At 63.8% G+C, this 22,549-nt stretch carries 23 protein-coding genes and 1 pseudogene; 10 read left to right on the top strand and 14 right to left on the bottom strand.

Going from position 1 to position 22,549, the window contains the following annotated elements; genetic code table 11:
- The first annotated feature begins 116 nt into the window (after positions 1–116).
- Positions 117–800: a helix-turn-helix domain-containing protein gene (locus B1818_RS21455; RefSeq protein ID WP_254859792.1), complete on the top strand. Its 684-nt coding sequence runs from the start codon at positions 117–119 to the stop codon at positions 798–800.
- Positions 801–811: 11 nt separating this feature from the next.
- On the top strand, positions 812–1,246 hold the full coding sequence (locus B1818_RS24030) for a hypothetical protein (protein WP_139363065.1): 435 nt from the start codon (positions 812–814) through the stop codon (positions 1,244–1,246).
- Here B1818_RS24030 and B1818_RS21450 read toward each other — a convergent pair.
- Positions 1,229–2,422, bottom strand: coding sequence for a DUF6545 domain-containing protein (locus B1818_RS21450; RefSeq protein ID WP_078113929.1), 1,194 nt, complete (start codon positions 2,420–2,422; stop codon positions 1,229–1,231). The two genes, B1818_RS24030 and B1818_RS21450, sit on opposite strands and share 18 nt — an antisense overlap.
- Entirely contained in the window at positions 2,419–2,949 is a 531-nt protein-coding gene (locus tag B1818_RS21445) for an ImmA/IrrE family metallo-endopeptidase (protein WP_078113928.1), read from the bottom strand. The genes B1818_RS21450 and B1818_RS21445 overlap by 4 nt, the downstream gene beginning before the upstream one ends.
- Positions 2,950–3,055: 106 nt before the next feature.
- Here B1818_RS21445 and B1818_RS21440 point away from each other — a divergent pair, with 106 nt between their 5' ends.
- The 7 genes and pseudogenes from B1818_RS21440 (at position 3,056) to B1818_RS24550 (ending at position 9,766) form a co-directional block, all read left to right on the top strand.
- On the top strand, positions 3,056–3,901 hold the full coding sequence (locus B1818_RS21440) for an alpha/beta fold hydrolase (RefSeq protein WP_078113927.1): 846 nt from the start codon (positions 3,056–3,058) through the stop codon (positions 3,899–3,901).
- Positions 3,902–4,435: 534 nt separating this feature from the next.
- Positions 4,436–6,409 (top strand): hypothetical protein, encoded by a 1,974-nt coding sequence (locus B1818_RS21435; protein WP_254859791.1) that lies wholly within the window; start codon positions 4,436–4,438, stop codon positions 6,407–6,409.
- 448 nt (positions 6,410–6,857) lie between these two features.
- Positions 6,858–7,643 carry a ParA family protein gene (locus tag B1818_RS21430; protein ID WP_078113925.1) on the top strand — a complete coding sequence of 262 codons (786 nt, stop codon included), beginning with the start codon at positions 6,858–6,860 and terminating at the stop codon, positions 7,641–7,643.
- 173 nt (positions 7,644–7,816) lie between these two features.
- Positions 7,817–7,975, top strand: coding sequence for a hypothetical protein (locus B1818_RS24555; RefSeq protein WP_239403873.1), 159 nt, complete (start codon positions 7,817–7,819; stop codon positions 7,973–7,975).
- Between the two features lie 102 nt (positions 7,976–8,077).
- Positions 8,078–8,977, top strand: a complete 900-nt coding sequence (locus tag B1818_RS21420) for a DUF2637 domain-containing protein (RefSeq protein ID WP_078113923.1) — start codon at positions 8,078–8,080, stop codon at positions 8,975–8,977.
- 210 nt (positions 8,978–9,187) lie between these two features.
- Entirely contained in the window at positions 9,188–9,514 is a 327-nt protein-coding gene (locus B1818_RS21415) for a hypothetical protein (RefSeq protein WP_078113922.1), read from the top strand.
- Positions 9,511–9,766 (top strand): annotated as a pseudogene (locus tag B1818_RS24550) (hypothetical protein). Before B1818_RS21415 ends, B1818_RS24550 begins: the two are co-directional and overlap by 4 nt.
- Here the strand turns inward: B1818_RS24550 and B1818_RS21410 are convergent.
- Together B1818_RS21410 and B1818_RS21405 are read right to left on the bottom strand one after the other, a co-directional pair.
- Positions 9,732–10,484, bottom strand: a complete 753-nt coding sequence (locus B1818_RS21410; RefSeq protein ID WP_078113921.1) for an Abi family protein — start codon at positions 10,482–10,484, stop codon at positions 9,732–9,734. The pseudogene B1818_RS24550 and the gene B1818_RS21410 sit on opposite strands and share 35 nt — an antisense overlap.
- Positions 10,485–10,877: 393 nt before the next feature.
- Positions 10,878–11,369 (bottom strand): hypothetical protein, encoded by a 492-nt coding sequence (locus tag B1818_RS21405; protein ID WP_254859789.1) that lies wholly within the window; start codon positions 11,367–11,369, stop codon positions 10,878–10,880.
- A 396-nt stretch (positions 11,370–11,765) separates the two neighbouring features.
- Between B1818_RS21405 and B1818_RS21400 the strand changes: the two genes are divergently transcribed.
- On the top strand, positions 11,766–11,987 hold the full coding sequence (locus B1818_RS21400; protein WP_078113920.1) for a hypothetical protein: 222 nt from the start codon (positions 11,766–11,768) through the stop codon (positions 11,985–11,987).
- Positions 11,988–12,319: 332 nt separating this feature from the next.
- Here B1818_RS21400 and B1818_RS21395 read toward each other — a convergent pair whose 3' ends face one another.
- The 10 genes from B1818_RS21395 to B1818_RS21350 all read right to left on the bottom strand — a co-directional run.
- Positions 12,320–13,060 carry a hypothetical protein gene (locus B1818_RS21395; protein WP_078113919.1) on the bottom strand — a complete coding sequence of 247 codons (741 nt, stop codon included), beginning with the start codon at positions 13,058–13,060 and terminating at the stop codon, positions 12,320–12,322.
- 228 nt (positions 13,061–13,288) lie between these two features.
- Positions 13,289–13,528: a hypothetical protein gene (locus tag B1818_RS21390; RefSeq protein WP_078113918.1), complete on the bottom strand. Its 240-nt coding sequence runs from the start codon at positions 13,526–13,528 to the stop codon at positions 13,289–13,291.
- Between the two features lie 34 nt (positions 13,529–13,562).
- On the bottom strand, positions 13,563–15,623 hold the full coding sequence (locus B1818_RS21385) for a DEAD/DEAH box helicase (RefSeq protein ID WP_176455969.1): 2,061 nt from the start codon (positions 15,621–15,623) through the stop codon (positions 13,563–13,565).
- Between the two features lie 398 nt (positions 15,624–16,021).
- Positions 16,022–17,176, bottom strand: a complete 1,155-nt coding sequence (locus B1818_RS21380; RefSeq protein WP_078113916.1) for a DUF418 domain-containing protein — start codon at positions 17,174–17,176, stop codon at positions 16,022–16,024.
- Positions 17,173–18,099, bottom strand: a complete 927-nt coding sequence (locus tag B1818_RS24305) for a hypothetical protein (protein WP_139363063.1) — start codon at positions 18,097–18,099, stop codon at positions 17,173–17,175. The genes B1818_RS21380 and B1818_RS24305 overlap by 4 nt, the downstream gene beginning before the upstream one ends.
- A gap of 150 nt (positions 18,100–18,249) precedes the next feature.
- Positions 18,250–18,966, bottom strand: a complete 717-nt coding sequence (locus B1818_RS21370) for an N-acetyltransferase (protein WP_176455968.1) — start codon at positions 18,964–18,966, stop codon at positions 18,250–18,252.
- A 308-nt stretch (positions 18,967–19,274) separates the two neighbouring features.
- The gene (locus B1818_RS21365; RefSeq protein ID WP_078113913.1) at positions 19,275–19,778 is read right to left on the bottom strand and encodes a hypothetical protein; all 504 of its coding nucleotides are present in this window, start codon (positions 19,776–19,778) and stop codon (positions 19,275–19,277) included.
- Positions 19,779–20,017: 239 nt separating this feature from the next.
- Positions 20,018–21,259 (bottom strand): Dyp-type peroxidase, encoded by a 1,242-nt coding sequence (locus tag B1818_RS21360; RefSeq protein WP_078113912.1) that lies wholly within the window; start codon positions 21,257–21,259, stop codon positions 20,018–20,020.
- On the bottom strand, positions 21,252–21,809 hold the full coding sequence (locus B1818_RS21355) for a copper chaperone PCu(A)C (RefSeq protein WP_078113911.1): 558 nt from the start codon (positions 21,807–21,809) through the stop codon (positions 21,252–21,254). The genes B1818_RS21360 and B1818_RS21355 overlap by 8 nt, the downstream gene beginning before the upstream one ends.
- A 90-nt stretch (positions 21,810–21,899) precedes the next feature.
- On the bottom strand, positions 21,900–22,549 hold a 650-nt coding region (locus B1818_RS21350), incomplete at its 5' end, for a penicillin-binding transpeptidase domain-containing protein (RefSeq protein ID WP_303048506.1).

The following is a 22,549-nucleotide window of genomic DNA, read 5'->3' as shown; positions in this document are numbered from 1 at the left end:
TAATCCGCTACGCTAACGTGACCAAAGCGTAAGAATGTCCGGCCAAGAGACGGGGTTTGGTGACAAGCGCGACCTCGTTGCGAAGACGCCGCACAAAACCGCATAGGGTGCGAGGCGTGGCCAACAACCAGCGCTTCGGACGGCTCGTCGAGGCTCGACGCCGAGAACTCGGCATGTCCCAGTCTGCCGTCCGCGAGGCTGGCGGCCCAAGCGCCCTGACGGTGCGGAGGCTCGAGCACGGTGACATAGCGCAGCCGGACTTCGTGACCTTCGGAAAGCTTGATCAAGCGCTGCAGTGGATGCCCGGCAGCGCGGGCAGGGCTTTCCAGGGCGGAGAGCCGACCCCAATCTCAGAGGATGACGGTCCTATCGCTACCGCGGCCGCACGAGAAGAGATGGCCCACAATCGAGCCAGGCCAGCTCAGCCGGTTACGGCCTTCGAACACGGTGTTGTTCTGCGTACCGATGCGCTAGCCGAGCTCACCCGGAACGGTCGCGCGCTCGACGCGCTGCCCGACGATCTGCCTGACGACGTCCAAGCGGGCATCTCCGAACTGAGGTACACAATCGACCGGCTCACCCGAGCCTGGATTATCCGCCTTGCCGAAAGCTTTCGGAAAGAAGGCAACCTCGCCGATCTCGTGATCGCCCTAGATGATCACCTCCGGTCGAATCCCAGTCAGGGAACCGCCGAGGATATTGACGACCTTCGGTACCTTCGGTGGCTGGCCGGCTACTACCAGAACCCCTCAGACGAAGAGCGTGAGCGGTACGAACGCCGATTTGCGCGCAGTCAGTGAAGGCAGGAAATATGATCCCACCTCTGAACGAGCGCATCAGCAGGCTTGTCACTTTTGGGCATAGCAGGCATGAACCGCCGCTCACCGACCGTCAGATAGCGGACAAGGTATCGACGACCGTGAACGCTCCAGTGCCCGAAGACCTAATCCGCGGACTACGGGAAGGTTCGGAGAAGGTCGTGCCCACCGACTTAGTCGCGCCACTGGCGGCCGTGTTTGGCCTCTTCGACATCGCTTACCTTGCCCCAGAACATGCCTCGCTCACCTCCGACGAGGTAGACCGGATTCTGCTCATGCACGAGAGACTCGAACTTCTCAGTGAAGCTCGCGATCTGGGTGTTCAGCACATAGCGACACGGGACGTCGATCAGGATCCGCAGCTCATCTCTAAGCTCAAAGCCGCCCTAAACGCTATGACGAAAAAGAACTCACCCGACGCCAATTAGGCGAGTGGCAGGCCGCTGGGCGGCCCAGGCATTCGCAACGGCCTCAAGCTCTGCATCATCGGTAGCCCAACTGGGCCGCGCCGCTGGTACCAACATCCTCGATTCCGGGGAAGAGCCGCCGCCAGCGGTCGTCTGATGCTCCGCGAACTCCCGGCACGCTTCGCCTAAGACATGGGCGCGTCCGTCGGGAGTGTCCGGCCACGCGGTACCTGGCGGTAAGTACCGAGAGACCGCAAAGATGATTTCCTCCAGCTCAATACGCATCCTGAATTCGCGTTCAGCCTCACTGGGTAAGCCGTCGTCAGGTCCGAGTTCGGCGAGACGATACGCGGGCGCGACAGCGGTCAGGTCGCTCCATAAGGGCCGCAGCTGAGCCATTCGATCCGCGGGACCACGGTTCAATCCGAGCCTACGACGGATGTCCACCACCACCGCCGGGATACCGACTGGTATCCACGGCAAAAGCGTCGGATACAGCGCAAGGTCGTTGCGCACCATGGAGCGGGGCTCGGTGAGCGGACCATCGACGCCAGCACTCATTAGCCAGCCTGCTCCCATCACGAGGAGCAGATTGAAGGCGCTAAACGCAATCGCCAGGGACAGCAACGTCACCAACAGGCGGCGCGCGCTGGTCGTCGATTTCGCCATCTGCCAGAGGGTTGCAACAACCACGAGCTCAGCTGGAATGAACAGGAAGCTGTGCAGAGTGAGATAGGCCCCGGTGCGCCAGGAGCCATCCAGCTCTTCGACGGCTAGGCCGGTCTTACGGACCGGCTCGTGGATGATCAGCAAAGCGATGCAGACCATGGTGACCCCCGCGACTAAAGCCGGGCGCACCCACTTTCGGACGTCGCCGGTCCGTGATCGCCAGCACAGGCCAAGAAGAAGAAGCGCAGCAGCCGAACACACCTGGAGCATCGCTCCGATGAGCCGGACATCGCCCAGCGTTATGTGCAGATGGGCAATGACCCAATCGTGGACAACTCCGATCCGAAGGGCGGCGTAGACACCAATGAACAGCGCATACCAGTGTGCTGCGGTCGTCGTCGGTCGGCGGTCGCGGATGACGAGCATTCTGTACGCGATAAGTAGCAGCCCGAAACCAACTCCAGTACCGACTATCTCAAGCGGGACAGCGGTCGTGGTCTGGTCAATGAGGGTCTGGCTCGGAGTCATCGCTTTACAGGCTCGAAGAACGCACTAGCGATCCGATCGAACCGACCGTCACCGCGTTGCATCCGACTGAGCACTGCCAAGCGCGTACCGACGAGTTCAGCGGCGATCTCCTCGGCCGAGTCAAACACGCTGCGGTGTAGTACGCGCTCGACCATCGCGAGGTCGAGGCCTTCGGCCAAACCCTTCATGGCCTCGGGGTTCCATGAGTCGCCGCGGTGGTCGCACAGAATGTGCCCGATCTCGTGGAAGATCTGCTGTCGCTGATGCCGTTCGCTGCGTGTGTCGTCGTAGTTAATAATGAACGCGTCTCGAGTGACCCAGAGCAATCCGCATGAACCCGGTTCGCCGGCCTCAGGAGCCTCGGTTTGCCAAGGCGACAACTTGATCTCGCGGTCGTAGCGTTCCTCTACCCAGGCGCAGAACTCGTCGACCGTCCACGGTGGGATCAATGGAATCTGGGCCAGCACCTGCTCGATGTGGTCGGACGACGCGGCAGCGCCACGTCGCCGCAAGAAAGTTCCGGTCATAGCTTCATACCCCTAGACCCGCTATCGACCATTACACACAACGTCTGACAGTCTGGGGTGCGCTTACCCCGCCAGAGGCCCCCGTTCGGAGAGGACCCAAACACCAGTGCATACCTTCACCTCGGATTCACTGACGCTACAGGTTACCGAACACGGCTCTGAGGACGGCGAGCCGATAGTGCTGCTGCACGGCTTCCCACAGGATTCGACCTCGTGGACGGCTGTCGCTGAGATCCTGGCCGAAGCCGGCTTCCGTGTGCTTGCCCCGAATCTGCGCGGTTATTCTCCAGGCGCCCGTCCGTCGGGCCTGGCGGCGTACGGCTCCAACCAGTTGGTGAGCGATGTCGTGGCTCTCCTCGATGCGAGAGGCCTGGATACGGCCCACGTCGTTGGTCATGACTGGGGTGGGGCGCTCCTGTGGACACTGCGCAAAACCCATCCTCACCGGATCGCCTCGGCAACTGTGATCTCCACTCCCCACCCGGCCGCCCTTGCCTGGTCATTCACGCATTCCACTCAGGCGCTACGGAGCTGGTACATCGCTGCGATCGCGCTTCCTGCGGTTCCCGAGCTTTTCCTTCGCCATCGACTTGCCCAATTCATTGGATCAACGGGCCTACCCGCCGACAGAGCGCAGTACTACCAGAACCGAATGCAAGAGCCAGGCGCTGCTACCGCCACGCTTAACTGGTACCGGCAGATGATGATCGAGCAGATACGTCCACCGCAGCGGCCGGTTCGGGTAGGTAAGACAGCACCGCCCCCTACTGCTTACGTGTGGGGAAGTAGCGACGCCTTCTATACGCGCGCGGTTGCCGAACGCACGTCGCATGTAGTCCGTGATCTCACGTTCTCCGAAGAGATCGAGGGCGGGCACTGGCTTCCTGAGACTCACCCGGCTGAGGTAGCTGCAGCCATCCGTCGACAAGTCGAGTCCACCGCTTCGCGATAGCCCTTCGCCCGTGAGCGAGGTTTAAGCGAGGTTTGCCGTAGGGTTAGCGATATGTCGCACACCTACGGCGTGTCGATCCCGCGATTTCCATTTCTGCGCGGAAGAATGGCCGTCATGGCCGGCCGACCGCGTAAAGACCCCTCGGGCAAGTCCTTGGTGACTTTGAGTCTGTCTCCGACAGAGGCATTGAAGACAACGATCCAGTCGGCCGCGAAGGCCCGCGGGATGCATGTTGTCGACTACCTAGGCGCCCTCGTTGCGAACGATCTAGGCCAACCCATTCCCGGCGTACCACCTTTGAAGGAGGTTTTACCGCTGCGTGATAGCGCATAACTGAAACGACGAACGCCCCCGGCGGGAACCGAGGGCGTTCGTGAAGTTTGTGAGTGTGAGCCGGGAATCTCGCACTCAATGACCCCGAAGGGACAGTCTGTGTCGGACTGGTCTCAGGGTAGCGCGTACCCATTTGTTCGCGCTAGTTCTGATGAACGCGTGTCGGATCACGACTCGGTTACTGAGTCGCGGTGGTCCGAGGTGTACCGGCTGCTGCCCGCACCCGGTGGTGAGGCGTTCGCGTTGGCGGGCACTGCGACGGCGAACAAGGCTCGCCGGGAGCGCAGCGGCAACCCGATTGAGCTGATCACCGAGGCTGAGCGGGCCGGCGGTGGCAAGGCGATCTGGGCGGTTGTGGCCCCGATCCGCAGCGATTTGCTGGTGATTGACCTCGACCGCTGCGCTGAGCAGGTGTGGCCACGGCTGCGCGATGTGCTTGGCGACTACTCAGCGACTACCGCTTACCTGGCCCGGTCCGGTAGTCCGGACTCGCTGCACGTGATCCTCGCGTGCCCCTCCCCTGCGTCTGAGCAGGGCATTCGCGAGTTTCTTGCGGATCTGCGCCGCCACCTCAACCTATCGGCTCGCCGCATCGACGTGCTGAGCGCAGGACATCTGCTCCGTCTGCCGGGCAGCGCCTCGCTGAAACCCGGCGGCCGCCACTGCACACCGGTCAACAGCGACCTCGAACCCATCACCGCGGTGGAGACGGCCAAATGCCTGCGCGCGGCCCTCGGCAGTGATGAACCAGGACCGGTGCAGGCGACGTTCGCCCGCCATGACGACGGGTGGTGCGTGCAGCTCGATGCCGAGGTGTACCGCTCCGGACTCGAGGTAGAGGTCCACCGCCGCGACGGACTGGTCAAGAAGGTGCGTATCGGCGCGGTCGTCGCCCATGCCGGCGACCGGGTCCGCGCCGCCATCACTGACGACCACACCCCCCACTCCCCCACCCCGGGTCCTACGGTCGCGCTGTCCGCGGCCGCGCAGATGCACGAACTCGCCCCGGACGCTGACGGTGCGGAGAAGTTTCAGTGGCAGGCCCCGAGAGCCTGGCGGCGGCGCACGCCCATCTCGGCGCAGCAGTGGCGCATCCTCAACGACACAGGAGGCGAGGACCGCTCCGCGGCGGCGACGGCCGCGGCGTGGGTGTTGTGGGATGTCGGGTTACGTTCGTTTGCCGCGGTGCGCTGGTTCTACGCGCACTGTCCAGCCTTTGCGAAGTTCCGCGACCGCGACGGTGACCGCCGGCGCGCCCGCTCAGCGTGTGCAGCGCACTGGCAGAGCATAACTGCGCGTGCCAGTACCCATCGGCCGCCGCTGAATCCCGCCGACCAAGCACTCGTCGACGACGCGCTGGCCGAGATCGCCACCTGGGACGAACCCGACCTCGTCGCGGCCGCGGTCGCCGTCATCACCCACCGGTTCACCGACGGCCACGGCCTCGTCGATCGCCCGATCGCCAAACGGTGCCTCGCGACCTGGATGTCGGTGTGCGATAGCCGCGCGTATGTCCACCTCCAACGCCTCCAGGAGCGTGGCCTACTCGTTCGGACCCGTGATTGGCGCGATGGGCCAGCCAACGAGGCTGCCCTCTACTCGCTGCGAGTGCCCGATGGGTTTTACCGGGGAAATGGTGACCATGACGTCACAGACCCCCTACGGCTCCACCCCCTCTGGGGACAACTAGGGCACCACGCTCACACCCTGTGGTCCCTGCTGTCGACTGCCGACACAGCGATCCCCACGACCGCGGTAGCGGCCAAGTCCCCCCTCCTCCCCACTGGTGGCAGCGGCTGGGGGGTACTCGGCCTGCTGCATACGCTTGGCTCGCTGGGCCTAGTCACCCGGCTGGGTACGGGGAAGGGAACTCTCTGGACAGTCACCCCTGACCAGGCAGACCAGGTAGCTGTGGACTCCGCGGCCATGTCCACCGGTGCGTTCGAGCGGGCAAAGCAACTCCGAGCGCGGATTATCGGTGAACGTAAGGCCTATCACGCAGAAGGACCAGGTGAGCGGGCTCGCATGCGCGCCGGCCTGAAGGTCCTTCGGAGCAGGCTCACACACACCGACGTGGCTGGTCGGGAGCAAGGCAGTCTTTTCTCAACGCTTGCCGCGCTGGACAGTCCGAGCGCCGGCGCTCCTAGAGCGCATCAGGCAAGGGAGCATCCGTAGCGTCCGGAAGAAAGCAGCAACAAGACGCTAGGCCAGCTAGAAGTGCTAGAGAAGTGCATGAGCTATGCCAGCTATCGCTGCTATGTGAGCTAGCAGCGATAGGATGGGCCCTGCCGGGCGAGGCCCTGTGCCCTACTCGAACGACCCGTAAAGGCCGGTGTCGAGCGCGGCGGTTCTGAGTTTGATCCCTCGGCCTAAGCCCCGCATTCGCGTCCCGGGGGCGTGCAAGCCCTGCCAGGACTTCTGTTGAAACGCACTCGCGGAGATGGAGTAGCAGCACTAGGTAGCGAAGCGGCACTAGCGATACAAGCATGCCTAGTGAGCATCGCTGTGCGAGCTGCAGAAGTTATCGCAGCTGCGCGTGTTGCACAAGCTTCGCTAGCGATTGTAGCTACACTAGCGACGCTAGCTTGCTAGCAACGAAGCCGTCATAGAGGAGGGAGCTGAGATGCAGCCGCGCAGAATCGCGATAGCGAATCAGAAGGGGGGTGTCGGAAAGACTGCAACTGTTCTCGGTCTGGCATCTGCTCTCAGCAACAGGGGGCAGAACGTTCTGGTGGTCGATATGGACCCTCAGGGCAATGCCACCACCGGACTCGGTGTCGAAGTCACCGACGACGCGGTCACTTCCTACGACCTCATGGCTCAAACCAGGGAAGGAACAGCCGGCGACGCGGTGGTCGCGACGCCGTGGGATCTGGTCGACCTCATTCCGGCGAGCGTGTCACTAGCCAACATCGAGGCAGATGGCGCGAACGACCTGATCTTTCGGCTGGACGTCGCGTTCGAGCGCGTGGACTTATCCCCCTACGCGGTGGTTCTGTTCGATTGCCCGCCTTCGCTGGGCAAACTCCTCTTTGCAGTGCTCTGCGCCGCAGACGGGGTAATTGCCGTCACCGAGCCCACGATCGACAGTGTGGGAGGGGTCAGCAATCTCGAGGACACGATCCGGAGCGTCACCCGTCGACCGAACCCTCAGCTGTCTTTCGACAAGGTCATCATCAGTCGCAAGCGAAACACAGGCGAACACACCTTCCGGGAGCAGGAACTTCGCGCGGCCTACGGTGACCTGGTCGCTTCGACCTCGATCCCTGAGCTCGCCGCGCGCCAAGATGCGCACAGTGCTCACACGCCGATACATAAGTACCGCGGCGGCAAATCGCTTGCCCTGCAACTGGCGTACTCCGACCTCATCGACGAACTCAACCTCACTGCGAAGGAGGCAGCATCATGAGCGGTGTCAATCGAGCCCCAGCAATTCGCCGACACCACCCAGCTGACGACCTGCCCGAGAGGCCGCCACGGCCGGCGGCAGCCACCCCGACGCCCTCACCTGCCCAACCTGCGGAAGGGCCGCCACCTCTGGGTGCTCCGGACGTACGGCAGGCCGGGGGAGAGGTCGAAAAGATGACGGAACAGCACAACGTGCGGATCCGCCCGAGCGTCAAGGCGCGCGCAGTCCGGGCAGTGGGCAAGCTGCGGTACGAGACAGGCAACAAAGACGTCTCGCTGCAATCCATCACCGACGCAGCCTTGGATGAATATCTGCGCAAACACGGTTGCTAGCTTATCTAGCTAGGGAAGCTAGCACTGCTAGTTCTGAGAGGTCCTGGTGGTGATTGGAGCACCACCAGGACCGACGACCAACAGAAATGGAGCTGTTGATCTATGTCCGACCCTACCCACGCCCGTAACACCACCAAGGCCGCGTCAAACACCAACACCACCAAGGCCGCGTCAAACACCGCCAGCGTGGCCACCGCAGTCGTCTTGAGCCTTATCGTCGTTGCGGCCTCATTCACTTTGAGCTTCACAGCATTGAGCGACCTCGCCCGCATGTCCGGGGCTATCCCAGACCGCCTGACCTGGCTCCTGCCCGTGGTGATCGACGTCTTCATTCTGCAAGCCACGTGGTGTGTCTATGTTGCGACCAGACGCCGCGACGACGCCGGCAAGCGGTACCACTTCGCGATGCTGGCGATTTCGAGCACCGTCAGTGTCGCTGGCAATGCCGGCCACGCATTCCTTGCTAGCGACCAGGGTGTCATGCACGGCCTGATGGCCGTGGCCATTGCTATCGTTGCGCCCCTGGCCCTGCTGGCGAGCATCCACGGCCTGGTCATGCACGTCTGGGCCGGCGGGGGAGTAACAGCGCACGGCCCGATGCCGGACGTCGAGCACGACCCTATGGACAGTGCGTCCCATGCACACTCGCAGGTCAGCGCACCGACAGAACCGCACACGCGGCCCGACAGTGCACAAGACGACGCGGACACCTCGCCCCTGAACCTGGCAGACCTCGACGCACAGATCACCGACGCCGACCTCGACCTGGCCCGCCTCGTGTGCAGTCGAGGCCGACTGCGCAACGACGACCGGATGGTCGCGCGCGTACTCGTCGCCGAACGACTCCGCGTCCACCGCGAGCAGACCGCCGATCTCACCGGCGTGCACAGAACCACGATCGGCCGGTGGCGCGACCTCGCGGCCGAGTGCACCGCCGATATGTCGTCGCACAGCGAGCGTGTGCACATAGCGGAACAGCCCGCGCTCGTCGACGCTCACTGAGCACGCCAGCCCATATCTAGCGGGTACGCCGGGGGAGTTCGCGAGCTGCGCACGCATAGTCGGGCCGTAGCTGCCTCCGCACCCGTGAGTGCAGGAGTGGGCGGGGGTGCGTGCGGTCCCGGACTTCCCGTTCCAGGCACACCCCCACCTCTCGAACAGGCTACACGCTACATCGAACACTCGTTCGAGTGCGGGGGCTAGACTCTGTGCATGTTCGACGATTGGCCCGACACCCGAACATTGCGCGTGTTCGACCCACCCAGGCCCGTGCTGATCGACATGGCGATCGCGGACCCCTCGTGCGGACGCTCCTATGCGGCCGGCGGGGGAGTGTCACTGCGAGTCCGTGCATCCGGCGCCCGGATCGAGCCGACCATGCCCGCGCTGCTTTTAGCGTGGCTCCAAATCTCAAACGGCCTCTGGCGCGGGATATGTCAGATACCGGTCGAGAGCGCCAATCACGTTTCGTCGGCCACGATCACCATGTGGGTGCCGCCCGAGGCACTGCAACCGCGAGAGGACCCTGCGCCGCAATGACCGAGAACAACGACGCTGGGGGCAGGTCCCACCAACCGCGTCGCGCCCAAATGAGGTCGCGTAGAACTGCCCGACCTGACGCTGATCGTGCGACCACCCGGTAGTCCCGCCAGCATCCGCACGTACACCGCCGACGAACTCGACGAGGCCCAGGCTTACAGCCGTAACTGCGGTCCGTCACGCCAGGTTGGTGTTGGTGGCGCGTGGGAGTTTTCTGTTAGGGCGTGGGTCGAGCGTTCCCGACCGCGGTGATCCGACTGACTCCTGCACACCAGTCACGTGCCTGCGGCGACATGTACCCAAGAACCTGAAGGCAGTCTGTCTGGCGTGCGGTGATGTTCACATCCAGCAGCGGTTCCATGTGCGCGACGCGGTTCCGCAACTTCACCAAGCGGCCGAGACGGTCATGGACCAGCTTGACCGCCGGTACTGCCAATACCTGGTTGGCGCTGTTCCCAGCCGCTTGCGGGAAGGCGTCGACGAGTGCGGCCGACCACAGGTTCGGTGTTCCCGACAACGCCTTGGCCGGCGAGGGGAGCAGTTTGGGCCAGAGACTGAAAGACAGTTGAGCGACGAGATCGTCGTGCGTGATCGGGGCGGCCTTGCGCTGATGCCCAGGATGGCGATTGTCTCGTGCCCTCTTCGCGTGCACATGTGCCTGCTCGACGGCGCGCTTCACCAGGCCCCGCAGGGGCGGGGCAGGGTTCATCGTCCAGTCCGCCGGGTACGGTTGGCGTGTTGTCGGATCGGACCCGCGGCTGGGGTTCCAGATCTTGAGTTGGGCGTCGATCGCGTTGCGGACGCTGACCTCGACGAAGCCAAGTACCTCCTGAAATGCGGCGGCCAGCTGCATATTCCACTGGTAGAGCGCGAGCGCCTCATCGAGGTCGTGGTTGGCTGCCTTGAGGTACGGAGCGAGGCGTGCGTCGCCGATGAGCCGCGCGGCCTCCCCCGCCGTCGTCCGGGTCACTGGTCGGCGCCCTCGCTTTCCAACTATCTCGAGCATGTGTAGGATGTTTGCTGATACGGGAAACAAGAGTTCCCGCTCATACATGAGGAAGCCCCGGGCACGTGCTCGGGGCTTTTCTCGTGTTCCAGCAGTTTATCGCGCGCAGAGGCCTGCAAGCGCCATCTCGGGCCTGCGTACCAGGAGTTGGGAGTAGTGGGGTTACTTGCCGGTGGGTCGATGCGCGAACCCTAGCGACACCCGGCCAGGGGAGCTGAACCGGTTACGCGACGTCCAACGTGATGATGGCCCGACCTTAAGCTCCGGCGTTATTGGCGCGCGACAGCGACCCAGCCGCAATCTGGCCCAGGACGCTGAGGCTTCTTTGCTGTCGCCACACCACGACGATCAGCAGTCTTAACCGGAGGCGCGCATGGCATCTCGGCGCAGCACTGCGGCTAGGTCGGTGTTGTCGGTGTGCTCGGCTGCGGTGGTCAGGATGCGCGCGATACGGGCCAAAAGAGCAGGTGGGACCGGCACCGGCCCACTACCGGAGGCGTCGGCCTGGATGAGCCCGGTCACCGAGAGCAGCGTCAACGCTTCGTGAGTGCGTCGCGTGCGGTCGTTGACCGGCAGGGCAGGGGCGGGGTCGGTATAGAGCAGGGCGACTTCGGCTAGCCCTGCGATCAGACGCCCGAGGGCGCCGACGGTGATCGTGGCGGTTCGGGGTTCGGCGCACAGGTCAGCACCGGGCGCCTCAGCGGCAAGGGTCTCGACCATGCTGTCGACCACGCCGGCCAACGCCTCGTCGGTCAGGTAGGTCTGAGCTTGCCTCACCCCGATGCGCATGAGTTCGGCCACGGACTGCACACGGTCGGTGAGAAGCTGTTGTGCCGCTTGGTCGGTCATGGTCAAACCGCGATCGTTGACCATCTCCATCAAACGCTCAGCACGTTCTTCCAACCAGGCACGGCCAGGACGAGTTGACGGGCTCACCCTCTCACTATCGCAAGGGCTGTCGGGCCGCGTACACCTTCCCTCGGATACGGCCCCTAGCGAGGGAGGACAGCCTGTCAGAGGTGTGTGGCATCGTCGGCGGGCAGTAGTGATGTCCCAACTCGACCAGCAGAGGGGAGCCCAATCGTGGGTGAGAGCTTTTGGCAGCGGCGACAGACACGGCAATGGGGGTTCCTCGAGAACTATCCCTTCGTCGCCCTGATTGACGCTGGCCTGGGCTGGCAAGTCACCAGCACCGATACGCTCAGGCGCAGACCCCATCAGGCCGAACCGATCCGGGTCGTGCACATGAAAGACAATTTCGGGCGGTTCCTCACTTTCGACGTCACCGACACCACGAATCGGATGCGCGATCACGCCACCTTCGCACGCGCGGCCGACGACGCGGTGTTGATCGCCACGACAAGCCGCGCGGCAGCCGCCCTCGGCACCAGCGACCCCGACGCCGCGTTCGACACTCTGCTCAGCCTGCCCAACGTCCGACTGATCAAGAATTCTCCGGACCGCTAGCTGCCCGCGCCGGCGCCGTATCGACCGTTCGAGGTAGTCCGCAAGGGGGGGGGGCACCCGCGGCCTTCGATTGAGGCTTCGTCGATGGGGGTACCGGTCTCGTCGCTGTGTGAGGAAGCGGTTGCTTGCTTCGGCTAGCCCGGCGGGAGGGGGTGCCGTCCTGTCTTAGCGGGTTGGTCGGCTCCGGGATCGGTGTCGCCGTCGACGTCCGGGCGTTCGGAAGCTGGTGGTTTGCCGTTCCTGTCCGGGGTGTCAGTCGAGTGTGAGGGCGTCGTTCCAACGGCGGACCGCGCTCACCGAACGATGTGCGGCGATCGCGAGCTTCTGAGACCTCACTGAGAGCTCGATCTGAAACCGAACCCTATCGGTCGGTTGTCTCCTCCGTCGCCGACTGGATCGGCCACGTTGTTGTCCTTGAACAGAGCAGCTCGCTCATCCTCTGGCATGAAGAAGATGTCCGAAATCCTGCGAACCGCCTCGGCAATTGCGAAGCCCCGCAGCGGGGGTGCCTCTCGTTCGAGAACGCCCGCATCTTGCAACTCTCGGATGGTGTCCAAAATCCTGCCGGGCAAGGGTTCGGCGTTGCCGACCGCGATGCCGTCGTATCTAGGTGACGGTCGGGTGACCCGGAACGGGGCGTGGTAGACGGCGCGGTGAAGCCGCGTGAAGCCGTCGTGTGCAAGATGAACCGTTACACTGTTCTCCGCACGTCTCCGTTCATCATCATCGCCATCCAGCCAGTCTTCATCCCACGGCCGGCTGATAATCATGGAGATCGACCACAGGCGCTTTTCGAGGATGTCGGCGGCAAAACGAACGTCTGGATCAGGGTGTCCATGGACCAGGGTGTGCAAGCGAGGGACCACAGTGGAGCGCCACGTCTGTTCGAGGGCGTCGGAGACTTCTTTTGAATCCCGTTCGTCCTCCGGCGAATACCCACCGAGCACTGCAATCCGCATAGTGTCTCCGCGCCACCAGGATTCAGCTTCAAGGACCGTGTTGACGGTCTCTTGGTGCAGTGATCGGATGAACGACCGGTATTCAGCGTCGAGCTCGGGATCGGAGTTAGCCATGACTGTCAATCTAGACAACGACTGGCCGAGAGCTGCTGGGCGTGTTCCTCACTGTGGGACCGTCGGCCGACCCTGCAGACGTCAACCCGCGCCGAACTGCGCAAATGTCATAATATCTACTATCGGCACATGAAAAATGCTGGGGGACAGGCCTTTATCGAGCCAGGAAGACATAATCATCGGCGCTGACGGGCGCCGGGTTGAGTTGTGCGGACCTGTTCTGCGGCGTCACAGGCCGAGCTGCTGGCGCAGCGTGGCGAGGTCCTGTTGAGCGACGTCGAGGATCTCGGCGGCCGCCGGCGGGCAGTATCTGATCGCCTTGTCGTTTTCCGTGATGACGAGGTGGGTGTCTCCAGCCAGGATGAAGTGGGCCTTCTTGCCATTGCGGTGGGCGGCGCACGGACGCTCGTGATTCGTGCGGGGCGTCTCGACACGGACGTGGCGCAGGATCGCTTTGGTGGTGGGCATGCCGACTCCTTTGGGGCACGGTACGGGTGAGGTTTTACCCGCGTTGGGACAGTTGGGATCTCAACGTGTCGCGGACGGTGTCGGCGATCTCGTCGATGCGTTCGAAGATGGTGGTCAACTGCTCGCCCGACCACTCGCCGCGGGTGCCGTTGGGCATGCCCACCGCCTCGTTGATCGCCGCGGCCAGACGGCGGATCGCGATGACCGTGTTGTGCTGACGCGGGCCGCCCGTGACGGCCATCAGCTGGTGACCCCGCGGCGGGAGGTCGAGGTCGGCCAGAATTCGGTTGGCGACCGCCTTGGTGCGCTGGTTGACTCGGGTCTTGGCCGATTGTCGTGCTCGCTGCGGGGAGACCGGGATCGGCTGCGGCGCAGGGGGTGCGGCTGCCGCCTGCTGCGCCAGCAGGCGTTGGCGTAGCTGCTCGCGGTCAACGACGTCGCCGACCCGAATGCCGGGGGCGACTTCGCGGTTCAAGATCTCGTCGAGGACCCGGTCGTCGGTGGGATCGAGGTAGGTCTGCTCGACGAAGTCGGTGAGGATCTCGTTGTCGACGAGCATGCCCTCGTCGAATCGGCGGGCACGCGGTTCGCCATCACCGTTGCCATCGCCGTCATCGTCGGTGGTGCCGGCAACCCATCCGTGCACCAAGGCTTGGTCATCGAGGTCGAGTTCGCGGAATTCCGACCAGCGGGCGTCGTTGTTGAGTCCGACGTGGGACACGATGTGGGCCTGGTTGTCAGGGTGCTCGGGGGCGGCCTCCTGCACCACGCGCATCACCCGGCCGACGAACTGGATGTAGGGCGCCAGGCTGCGGAAGGGCCGGAAGATCGCCGCGACACTCAGGCGCGGGTGGTCGAAGCCCTCACCGAGCATCTGCACCTGCACGATGCAGTCGAGCTGCCCTTGGCGCAGCCGCGCGATGACGGCATCCTGGTCGTTTTCGTCCATGTCGGAATGGATCTCGGCCGCGCGGTATCCGCATTCGTTGTAGATCGCGGCGACCTGGCGGGCATGGTCGACCGAGCAGGCCGCAGCGATGATCTGGTGCTGGATACCGGTCTGGGCGCGCATTCGGTCACACGCCTGGATGCTGGCCTCCACGATGTGGCGGTTGCACTCGGTGCTCAGCGCCACGCCGCGGCGGAACCAGGCCTCCTCGCGCAGTTCCAGGACTTCGTCGAGGGTGTGGCGGCGGGTGTCGTCACGGTAGGTGAAGTACAGCTCGGCGGGGGCGACGTTGCGGGAGTGGATCTGCTTGATGTAGCCGGTGATCATCGCCCGGGTGAACGGGTATCGGTAGACGATCTCGCCGTGCAGCTGCTGCTGGTCGGAGCGAAACGGGGTGGCTGTCAGGCTGACGACTTTGGCATTGGGGAAGCGCCGGAACACCTTCTGCCAGCTTTCGGCGGCAGCGTGGTGGCCCTCATCGACCAGGATCATGTCGAAAAAGTCCTCGGGGAACTGCGGAAGCCACCGGTCGGCCTGGCTGGCCAGCTGCTGGATGTTGCAGACCACGAAGTCACTTTCGATCGCGTCGTGGATGTTGGCGTTCGGCCCGTCCAGAACGGCCATCCACGGCCCTGCGGTGAAATCCGACAGCACCCGACACTTGGTCCAGAAACACTGCGGGCTGGTGATGTCCACGGCATCGGCGACCCCTTTACGGATCGTCAAGTTCGGCGTGATCACCAACGTGCGACCACGGGCGATGCCGAAGGGCAGAGTCGCCATGATGCCGGTCTTGCCGCACCCGACTGGGATCTGCACGATCGCCGGGGCGGCGCTCTCGGCGAAGTGCTCGCGCACAGCAAGGTGGGCCTCGCGCTGTGGCTCCCGCAACGCCGCATTGGCCTCGACGTCCGCGTTGGCGGTGGCGAACACACTGCTGTCGGCGCCAGCCGCGGCGGCCTCCTGGGCACGGCGATACTCCAGCCGGAACGGCTCCAGGTCGGCGCGTCGGTAATACCGGTAATCACTGCCGGGCCGCCGCAGCGCAGGCAAGGTGCCGTCACGATCCCATCGCCGCAGCGTCTGGGCGGACACCCCGAGATAAGCAGCCGCCTCCGCTACTCGCAGGAAACCTTGTTCAGCCATGATGCACACCATACAACATTATCCAACTCTAACAAGGTTATATTTCATATCCTGATGAGGCAATGTCAGGACTACTGGTAACGCTGCATATTCGGTCGTTGCATTTCCCGGCCCGTAACGCCCTTAAGAGGGGTGCGAACGTGGTTCTGGGTTTCATCAGATGCAATACGCAGTGGTTTACTTGACATAAGGTAGATTATCGGCGAATCGTTTTGTGCGCCATTGTGTTTCGTCACCAGTGACGAAAGTATGCGGGAATAGCAAGATGGCTGACCGACGTGTCGATGCAGTGCTGAACGGATGGTCATTGCTGCGGGACGCGTGTCGACGTAGCTTCGCCGATGGGGCACTGACGCCTGCGGTTGGTGGGTACCGGCATTTAGACGGCGGTTGCTCCGTCAAGGTGACGGTTGCAGGCGGGTCAATGCTTGCTCGAGTGGGCCGCGGCCAATGAGCAATGCCCAGGCGGTGCAGGCGGTGATGATGCCGACAGTCATCGGCCAGAAAGGTTGTAGGGTACGGAAGGCTGTGAGGTCGTGGGGGTTGTCGAGGATGGAGTGTGCGACGAGAAACCACACCACGAGCTGGAGGACGTAGGCAGTCAGAGGCATGCTGCCTACCGCCCGAAGTGGCAGGAGAATTGCCGCTGCACGAGTCCGTGTGATGAGCCCGCAGAGTCCGATGACCGCGACTGCGACGCCACCGGAGCCGACCACTTCGAGTATTCCGCCGGAGTGGGGCTGAGCTGATAGTGCGTCCGCCCAGATGCTGTCGGCGTTGGGAATGCGCGTCCGTGTGAGCGATGCGGCCAGGCCGTATCCGAGGCCGGCGAGTAGCGTTCCGATACCGACCGCGGCAACCTGGACGTGGAGTTGGGTAACCCCGCAGCGCGCGATGACCAATCCGCTGACGATAAAGGCGATCCACACGAGGAATGGGTAGGGCCAGCCCACCAACACCGAGACCGCGGCACCGGCATTGCCGTCCCACCACGGTGCGGCGTTGATCCATACGTACATCACCGGTGTGATCACGACGACGACCGAGACGGTCCCTGTCAGCAGGAACCGAGTCGCGGTGAGCAGAGGGATTGCTAGGAGGAACAGGATCGCGTACGCGGGCAATATGATGTACACAGGCAGGCCGAGCGCGCTCATGGCGATCCCGATCGCCCAGATGAATAAGGCTCGGATGGCGATCTGCAGCCGAGTGCGGCGCAACACGGTGGATGATCCTGGAATGGGTTGCGTGCCACCGGTGAACAGTCCCAGCGAGACGCCTGCAAGAGTGGCGAAGAGGATCGACGAGCGGCCTTGCACGACTGCGACCCAACTGGCCGGTTCACCCCAATGCAGCGCCGGGATGACAAGCAGATGTGCGGCGAGCATCCCGACCAATGCGATGCCCCGGGCCAGATCGACTCCCTGAGCACGGTCTGCACTGCACAGCCTCCGGTAGCGGGAGGTGACTCGTTGGTTGATTCCGCTGTGTTGCCATCCCCGCGGTCGCTGTGTGGACGTGCCGGGCCCGTCGTGTAGTGGCTGTTCGGTCATTGAGGTTCGTCGATACCGATGTGGATGTGGTCCTGGTGCACCGGATCGGTGAAGAATTCCGGCCCGGAGATGGGGATCGGACCACCGACTTCTGTGGATCCAAGTCGTCGCGCGGCAAGCATGAACTCGGCCAACAGCGGGTCCGTCTGGGCGATGTCGACGACGTTGCGGCCGTTGACTGCCCGGATGTCCACTGCCAAGCCCCGGGCATGGTTGGACGTGCGAGGGGTCGGGAAGACGGTGCCGGGGTGGCCGGTCCGCGCGACTTGAACCGTGAGGTGATACTTGCCGCTCATACCGGTGAGTAGCCGTAGGATTCGGTCATCTATGACCCGAGCCGCGATCTCGGCCCGTGTCGGATCAGACATAGCTATTCGCGGGTTGGCGAGCACGGTTGACGCAGCCGTCGACGGGTCGGTCGAACGCAGCGCTGGCCGATCAGCCACCGACGGGGATGGGATAATCGTCCATAGGCCTGCGCGTTTGCGGAGCCGAACGTCGATGAGTACATCGCGGTGTTCGCGGCCGCCGTCGAGGAACTGAACTGCGGAGACGACGACGCTCGCTTCGCTGTCGGTTAGTCCACCGAGCTGTGGATACCGCACCCGGGTCACGGCCGCCGGTGAAGTGGCATCGAGAAGACCGGCGTCTGGAACCAGATTGCGGGCGTAGCCGCGGGCGGCGAGCCTCTGCGCCAATGTGGTCGAGTCAGCGATACTCCGCTTAGCGCCGGCGATGGGAGGAGGCGCTGACCGAGCTGTACTCGGTCGCCAGGTCCCGACAGATTCGACGAATGTCGCCGCCGCGATCTTGACTGGCCCAGCGGGCTCGTCGCTGCCGGGTCGCCACGGCGGCAACAGCGTCGAAGGTGTCGAGGCGCTGTCGGCCGGAGGCGGGGCGACGTGCGTGATCGCTTCCCCCAACGCTTGCGGTCTGTCGGGCTCTCGTGTGAACGGGTGTGCTAGCTGCAGGATCGTGTGCGCACCGGCAACCGTGGCCAGCAGAGCGAAAAGTGCGATGAGTGCCCGGCCAGGCCTTGAAATCCGTCGATGTGAGGGTTGGTGCATGGTGGCTTAAACCTTCGTGAGCGCGCAAGGGCGGGCGAACAGCGCGACTGGGGCGCCGTCACTCGTGACCGTTGTACTGGTCTGCTCCCATCCGGTGCGGCGGTAGAAACTCACCGCTTCGGTGGTCGCCGGGGCGACAAGCTCGATCCGTACGGCACCCCCAGTTTCACAGGCGTGCACGAAAAGTTCGACCAGGTGCGCGCCGAGGCCGAGTCGCCGCGCTGCAGGTGAAACCGCCAGCACGTCGAGTTCTGCTACCTGCGTCGAACACCTCGTACTTGCCGAAACAGTCTTGCGGCGCGTATGCGCTGCGAGTGCGAATCGACGGGCGTAACGAACGAGCCGGGTCCGCAGAAACTGCACCAGCGTGACGGGCCGCAGCGCCAACGCGACGGCGGCGTGAAGCACGATCGGCCAGCTGCGGAAGCTGATTAAGTCGCTGCGTGACGCGTCGCGGTCGGTGGTCCCGAGCAGGAAGCCGAGAAGCACCTCTCGTCCCTCGGTATCGCGGGTGGTCGCGACGATCCCGACACCGCCTGGGGCGGTCAGAAACGTCGTGTGCCATCGCTGCACGAAGCGACGTCCAAGGCGAGGGAACAACCCCAGCCGCAGATGAGCGACGTGCAGCGTGGAGGTGGCTGTGAGGTCTGCGACGCTTGCAGCGCGAACTGTGACGACGCCCAGCTCGGCGGGTTGGTCGTGGTCAGTCTGCGTGATGGACATCTGCGTGGGTCCGCGCAGTGCCGTTGGCGCGTTGGAGCGTGCGCCGTACCGGGTGGCCATGCTGAATCGAGACGGTCCAGGGACAGGCAAGGAATGAAGGATCGACATAAGAGGTCTCCATGACAGGAAAGAGGGGTGTGCCCCAGTCACGTTGGGGGGCATCGAAATCGGCTACTGGATGTGGCCTACTTGCCCCTCACGCCCCAGTCAGGTGAGAGGATCGCGATCTCGCACTGCGGCGAACTGCGAGCTCAACTACTCAACGGCGGGTCAGCTGCTGGCTGTGCGCGACCCGCGCCCGGCGTGGGTCAGACCGAGAAGGCAAGGCCGGTAGGCTTTGGTGGTCCGCGCAACGGTTCTGAGACCGCAAAGCCGTCACACAGCGGCACATTCGGTGCTGGCGCGGGCGCCATCGGCGCAGCGGGTATCGGCTGCCCTCTAGAGATCGTCAGCCACACCAATGCCAACGTGATCCGGCTCACCGACACAACGAGCTCGAGTAGCACCTGCGCGCAGGCGACGGCGGCAGCCATTACGGCGGCAAACATCACGTGAACCGCGCTGACCGAGGCTTGCGTCGCGTGTTCGCTCGTTTCTGGAAACAGCTTTGTGGACGCATGCACAGCCGGCTGGCACACGACAACACCACTCAGAACGGCAGCACACCCCCGTAGGCGGCCGGAGGCGAACACACGCACCGCGGCCACCGCGGTCGCCGCCAGCCCTAACGTCACCATGTGAATCGGATGCTCACCGGCCACAACATCCATCACGACAGCCGTCAGCACCGTCAGGGCAGCAGCGACGTACACGGCCCAGCCGTCGGCGAGTGTTGGACCGACAACTCTCGCCGACACGTCTGCTTGCCGTGACCGCCACCGCGGCCCGACGTCTCTCGGCACTGAATCCTGCATCACACTCAGGGTGCCGGTCGTCGTGTAGATGAAATCATTGTTCCGCTGGTCCTTTGGTGTTCAGGAGTTCCTGTCTGGCTCGGCCGTCCGCTGCAACGTCGCCACCAAGTTGCTGGCAACGCAAGCGAAGCCGGTTTTCAGCCGGAGTGGTTCGGGCTCAGAAGGGATTGACCGAGATAGTCACCCTCGTCGATGCCAGGGGGTATGGCGAACACAGCCGAACCGATGGGGGTTACCCACTCGTTGAGCAGATCGACCTCGGCGAGGCGTCGCTGGACCGGCACGAACTGTGTGTCGATGTCGTATTGGAAAGCAGTGAAGATGAGACCAGAGGTGATGACGCCAGGCTGGCCGGCAGGCGAGGTGTCTTCGAAGTTGTAGGCGCGCCTGAGGAATCGCTCGCGCGGATCGACTGAGCTCGCGCGTGCAATGTGGGATTCGGTGGGTATGACCGGAAGCCCAGCTGTGGTAGCCGCGAAATCAGGTTTGTCGGTCTCGTGGTTTCCGGTTAGGGGTGCGCCGGTGTCCTGACGTCGTCCGATTACTCGTGCTCGGGCATGGGTGTCGAGTTCGTCCCAGGTATCCATCTCAGCCTGAATTCGCCGCAGTACCATCGTCGTTCCGTCGCGGAACCATGGCTGGTCCGCACCGTCGGCCCATACCAGTGAGGGCAGATCCGTCGGCTGCGGGTTGGCGGTCCCGTCGAGATGGCCCATGACATTGCGCATGGTCAGTCCATCTGGGCGAGAACCACGCGCTGAGCGGAACCCATTCTGAACCCAACGAATTCTGGTCAGGGATCGCACATTCTTCGTCAGGACTCGGACGGCGTGTGATGTAGCGGAGGGGTCATCGGATGCAATCTGTAGAAGAAGTTGTCCGCCGCACCAGCGGGGTTGAAGACGATCAATGCTGAATGCGGGTAGCGAACGGACCGAGGAGGGGCGGCGCTCGGCCAATCCGATACGGTCGAACAGCTCCGGTCCGAATCCGACGGTGATACTCAGGCGGGCCGGGAGTGCGGCGAGTTCGGGTTCGGTGTCTGCCAGCGCGGGCTTACCGGCGGTGAGGCGAGCGGCATCAGCAGTCCATAGCCGCAGTACTGAGATGAGATCGTCGCGGGTTGCCTGGGGGGTCAAGTCCAACGTGAGGAAGGTGGCCGCCGCCTGTGGCGGTGTCAGGATGCCGGCTTGATGCTGGCCGTAGAAATCGAGGCGTTGCTCGCCGAAGGTCGTGGCCGTGGGGGCGCTGGCCGTGGCCTTGAGTCCGGAGCCTGCGGCTGCGGCTCCGGCGGTAGCAGCCCCCGCTGAGAGAACACCGGTGGCGAGTATTTGTCGTCGAGTCAGCCCCCGAGCTCCGCGGGGTGTCGCGCTATCCATCGCCGGGCTCGGACTCGGGTTGGGTGTGGGGGGCATGCTCGTCGTTGTTGGGCTCGTAGCGTTCGCTCGCGCCAGGGAAGTCTCGGCCCTGCGCGGTGAAGTCGACGCTGGACTCGTCCTCGAACCTCAACGTTACCGTTGTCGATGAGCCGGGAGTGATCGGCTGTCTGAGGTCGAACAGCATCAGGTGGTCATCGCCAGGACCCAGAGTCGTCGTCTGTCGGGCAGGAATGATCAGCCCCTCGGGTTTGATACGCATCGACATGATTCCGCCGTCGGAAACCATCTCGTGCAGTTCGGCTCTGCCCGCTACTGGAGACGATGCAGAGACCACCCGGACATCGCTGTCGCTGTCGTTGGCGATCGTGGCGTACACCGACGTCATTCCCGCCGGCATACCTTTGATCCAACTGTCGGTGATCGCAACCGCCGCCGACTGCGTGGACTCCCTCGCCGGTTCGCTCGAACAGCCAGCAAGCGCAAATAGTGCGCTCAGAACTGCGACGACTGACACGACAGACAGCGATCTATTCCTGTGGTGCACAGGCATTGTAAAACCACCTTTCCGGGGTTGTAATGGCGGCACTGCCGTGTGCCTGGTGCGATCGGCAATGCACTGGTCACGACGCGTGATGACTGGTCATCGCCGTGGGGTTGACGTGAATCGGGCGTCAAGTGGGGGCAGCCGGACCGGACCAAATTTCGTTGCGACCGGGCGTAAAGCCTGAAACCACGTGCGCGCCGGTTCCATACCGCCGTACACATTGCCCTCCGCACACCTCCGCAGCGGAGAAGTGCAGACTCCAGACGGAGTCGGGCCATCGTTGTAGACGTAGGCGGCGCCGGCGATCTGGTTGGTGAAGCCCAAAAAGGCCGAGGAGCGATACGACTCGGTGGTACCGGTTTTGCCTGATGCCGGCAGGTTCCATCCCGTGGAACCTGCTGCAGCGGCAGATGTGCCGCTGCCCTGATCGTCCTTGCTCATCGCGTTGGCGAGGGTGTGCGCGAGTCCCTCGTCCACGACCTGCTCGCACGTCGGGGGCGTGAACGGCACCGACGTGAGTACGGGCTGGTTATCGGGGTCCACCACGGGATTGCCGTACCCGTCGCGTTTGATCCGGCTGATGGCCTTGATCGGATTGGGCGGGCACCATGTGCCGCCCGACGCGAGGGTGGCGGCGACGTTGGCGAGCTCGAGACCGCTGACCGGCGTCGGGCCGAGGGTGAAGGAGCCGAAGTTCCCGTCCTTGACGTACTGGGCCATGCTCTTCTCGCCGTAACCCGACGACC

The organism is Gordonia sp. IITR100, assembly GCF_002009645.1.
Classification (GTDB): domain Bacteria; phylum Actinomycetota; class Actinomycetes; order Mycobacteriales; family Mycobacteriaceae; genus Gordonia; species Gordonia hongkongensis.
Note: the sequence above shows the minus strand (reverse complement) of the source record. Positions and strands in the feature narration are given on the sequence as shown.

Coding starts and splice junctions, on each gene's coding strand:
- B1818_RS24030 (WP_139363065.1), top strand. CDS start 812: ATGATCCCACCTCTGAACGAGCGCATCAGCAGGCTTGTCACTTTTGGG.
- B1818_RS21450 (WP_078113929.1), bottom strand. CDS start 2,422: ATGACTCCGAGCCAGACCCTCATTGACCAGACCACGACCGCTGTCCCG.
- B1818_RS21445 (WP_078113928.1), bottom strand. CDS start 2,949: ATGACCGGAACTTTCTTGCGGCGACGTGGCGCTGCCGCGTCGTCCGAC.
- B1818_RS21430 (WP_078113925.1), top strand. CDS start 6,858: ATGCAGCCGCGCAGAATCGCGATAGCGAATCAGAAGGGGGGTGTCGGA.
- B1818_RS24555 (WP_239403873.1), top strand. CDS start 7,817: ATGACGGAACAGCACAACGTGCGGATCCGCCCGAGCGTCAAGGCGCGC.
- B1818_RS21420 (WP_078113923.1), top strand. CDS start 8,078: ATGTCCGACCCTACCCACGCCCGTAACACCACCAAGGCCGCGTCAAAC.
- B1818_RS21415 (WP_078113922.1), top strand. CDS start 9,188: ATGTTCGACGATTGGCCCGACACCCGAACATTGCGCGTGTTCGACCCA.
- B1818_RS21405 (WP_254859789.1), bottom strand. CDS start 11,369: ATGACCGACCAAGCGGCACAACAGCTTCTCACCGACCGTGTGCAGTCC.
- B1818_RS21400 (WP_078113920.1), top strand. CDS start 11,766: ATGAAAGACAATTTCGGGCGGTTCCTCACTTTCGACGTCACCGACACC.
- B1818_RS21395 (WP_078113919.1), bottom strand. CDS start 13,060: ATGGCTAACTCCGATCCCGAGCTCGACGCTGAATACCGGTCGTTCATC.
- B1818_RS21390 (WP_078113918.1), bottom strand. CDS start 13,528: ATGCCCACCACCAAAGCGATCCTGCGCCACGTCCGTGTCGAGACGCCC.
- B1818_RS21385 (WP_176455969.1), bottom strand. CDS start 15,623: ATGGCTGAACAAGGTTTCCTGCGAGTAGCGGAGGCGGCTGCTTATCTC.
- B1818_RS21380 (WP_078113916.1), bottom strand. CDS start 17,176: ATGACCGAACAGCCACTACACGACGGGCCCGGCACGTCCACACAGCGA.
- B1818_RS21370 (WP_176455968.1), bottom strand. CDS start 18,966: ATGTCCATCACGCAGACTGACCACGACCAACCCGCCGAGCTGGGCGTC.
- B1818_RS21360 (WP_078113912.1), bottom strand. CDS start 21,259: ATGGATAGCGCGACACCCCGCGGAGCTCGGGGGCTGACTCGACGACAA.
- B1818_RS21355 (WP_078113911.1), bottom strand. CDS start 21,809: ATGCCTGTGCACCACAGGAATAGATCGCTGTCTGTCGTGTCAGTCGTC.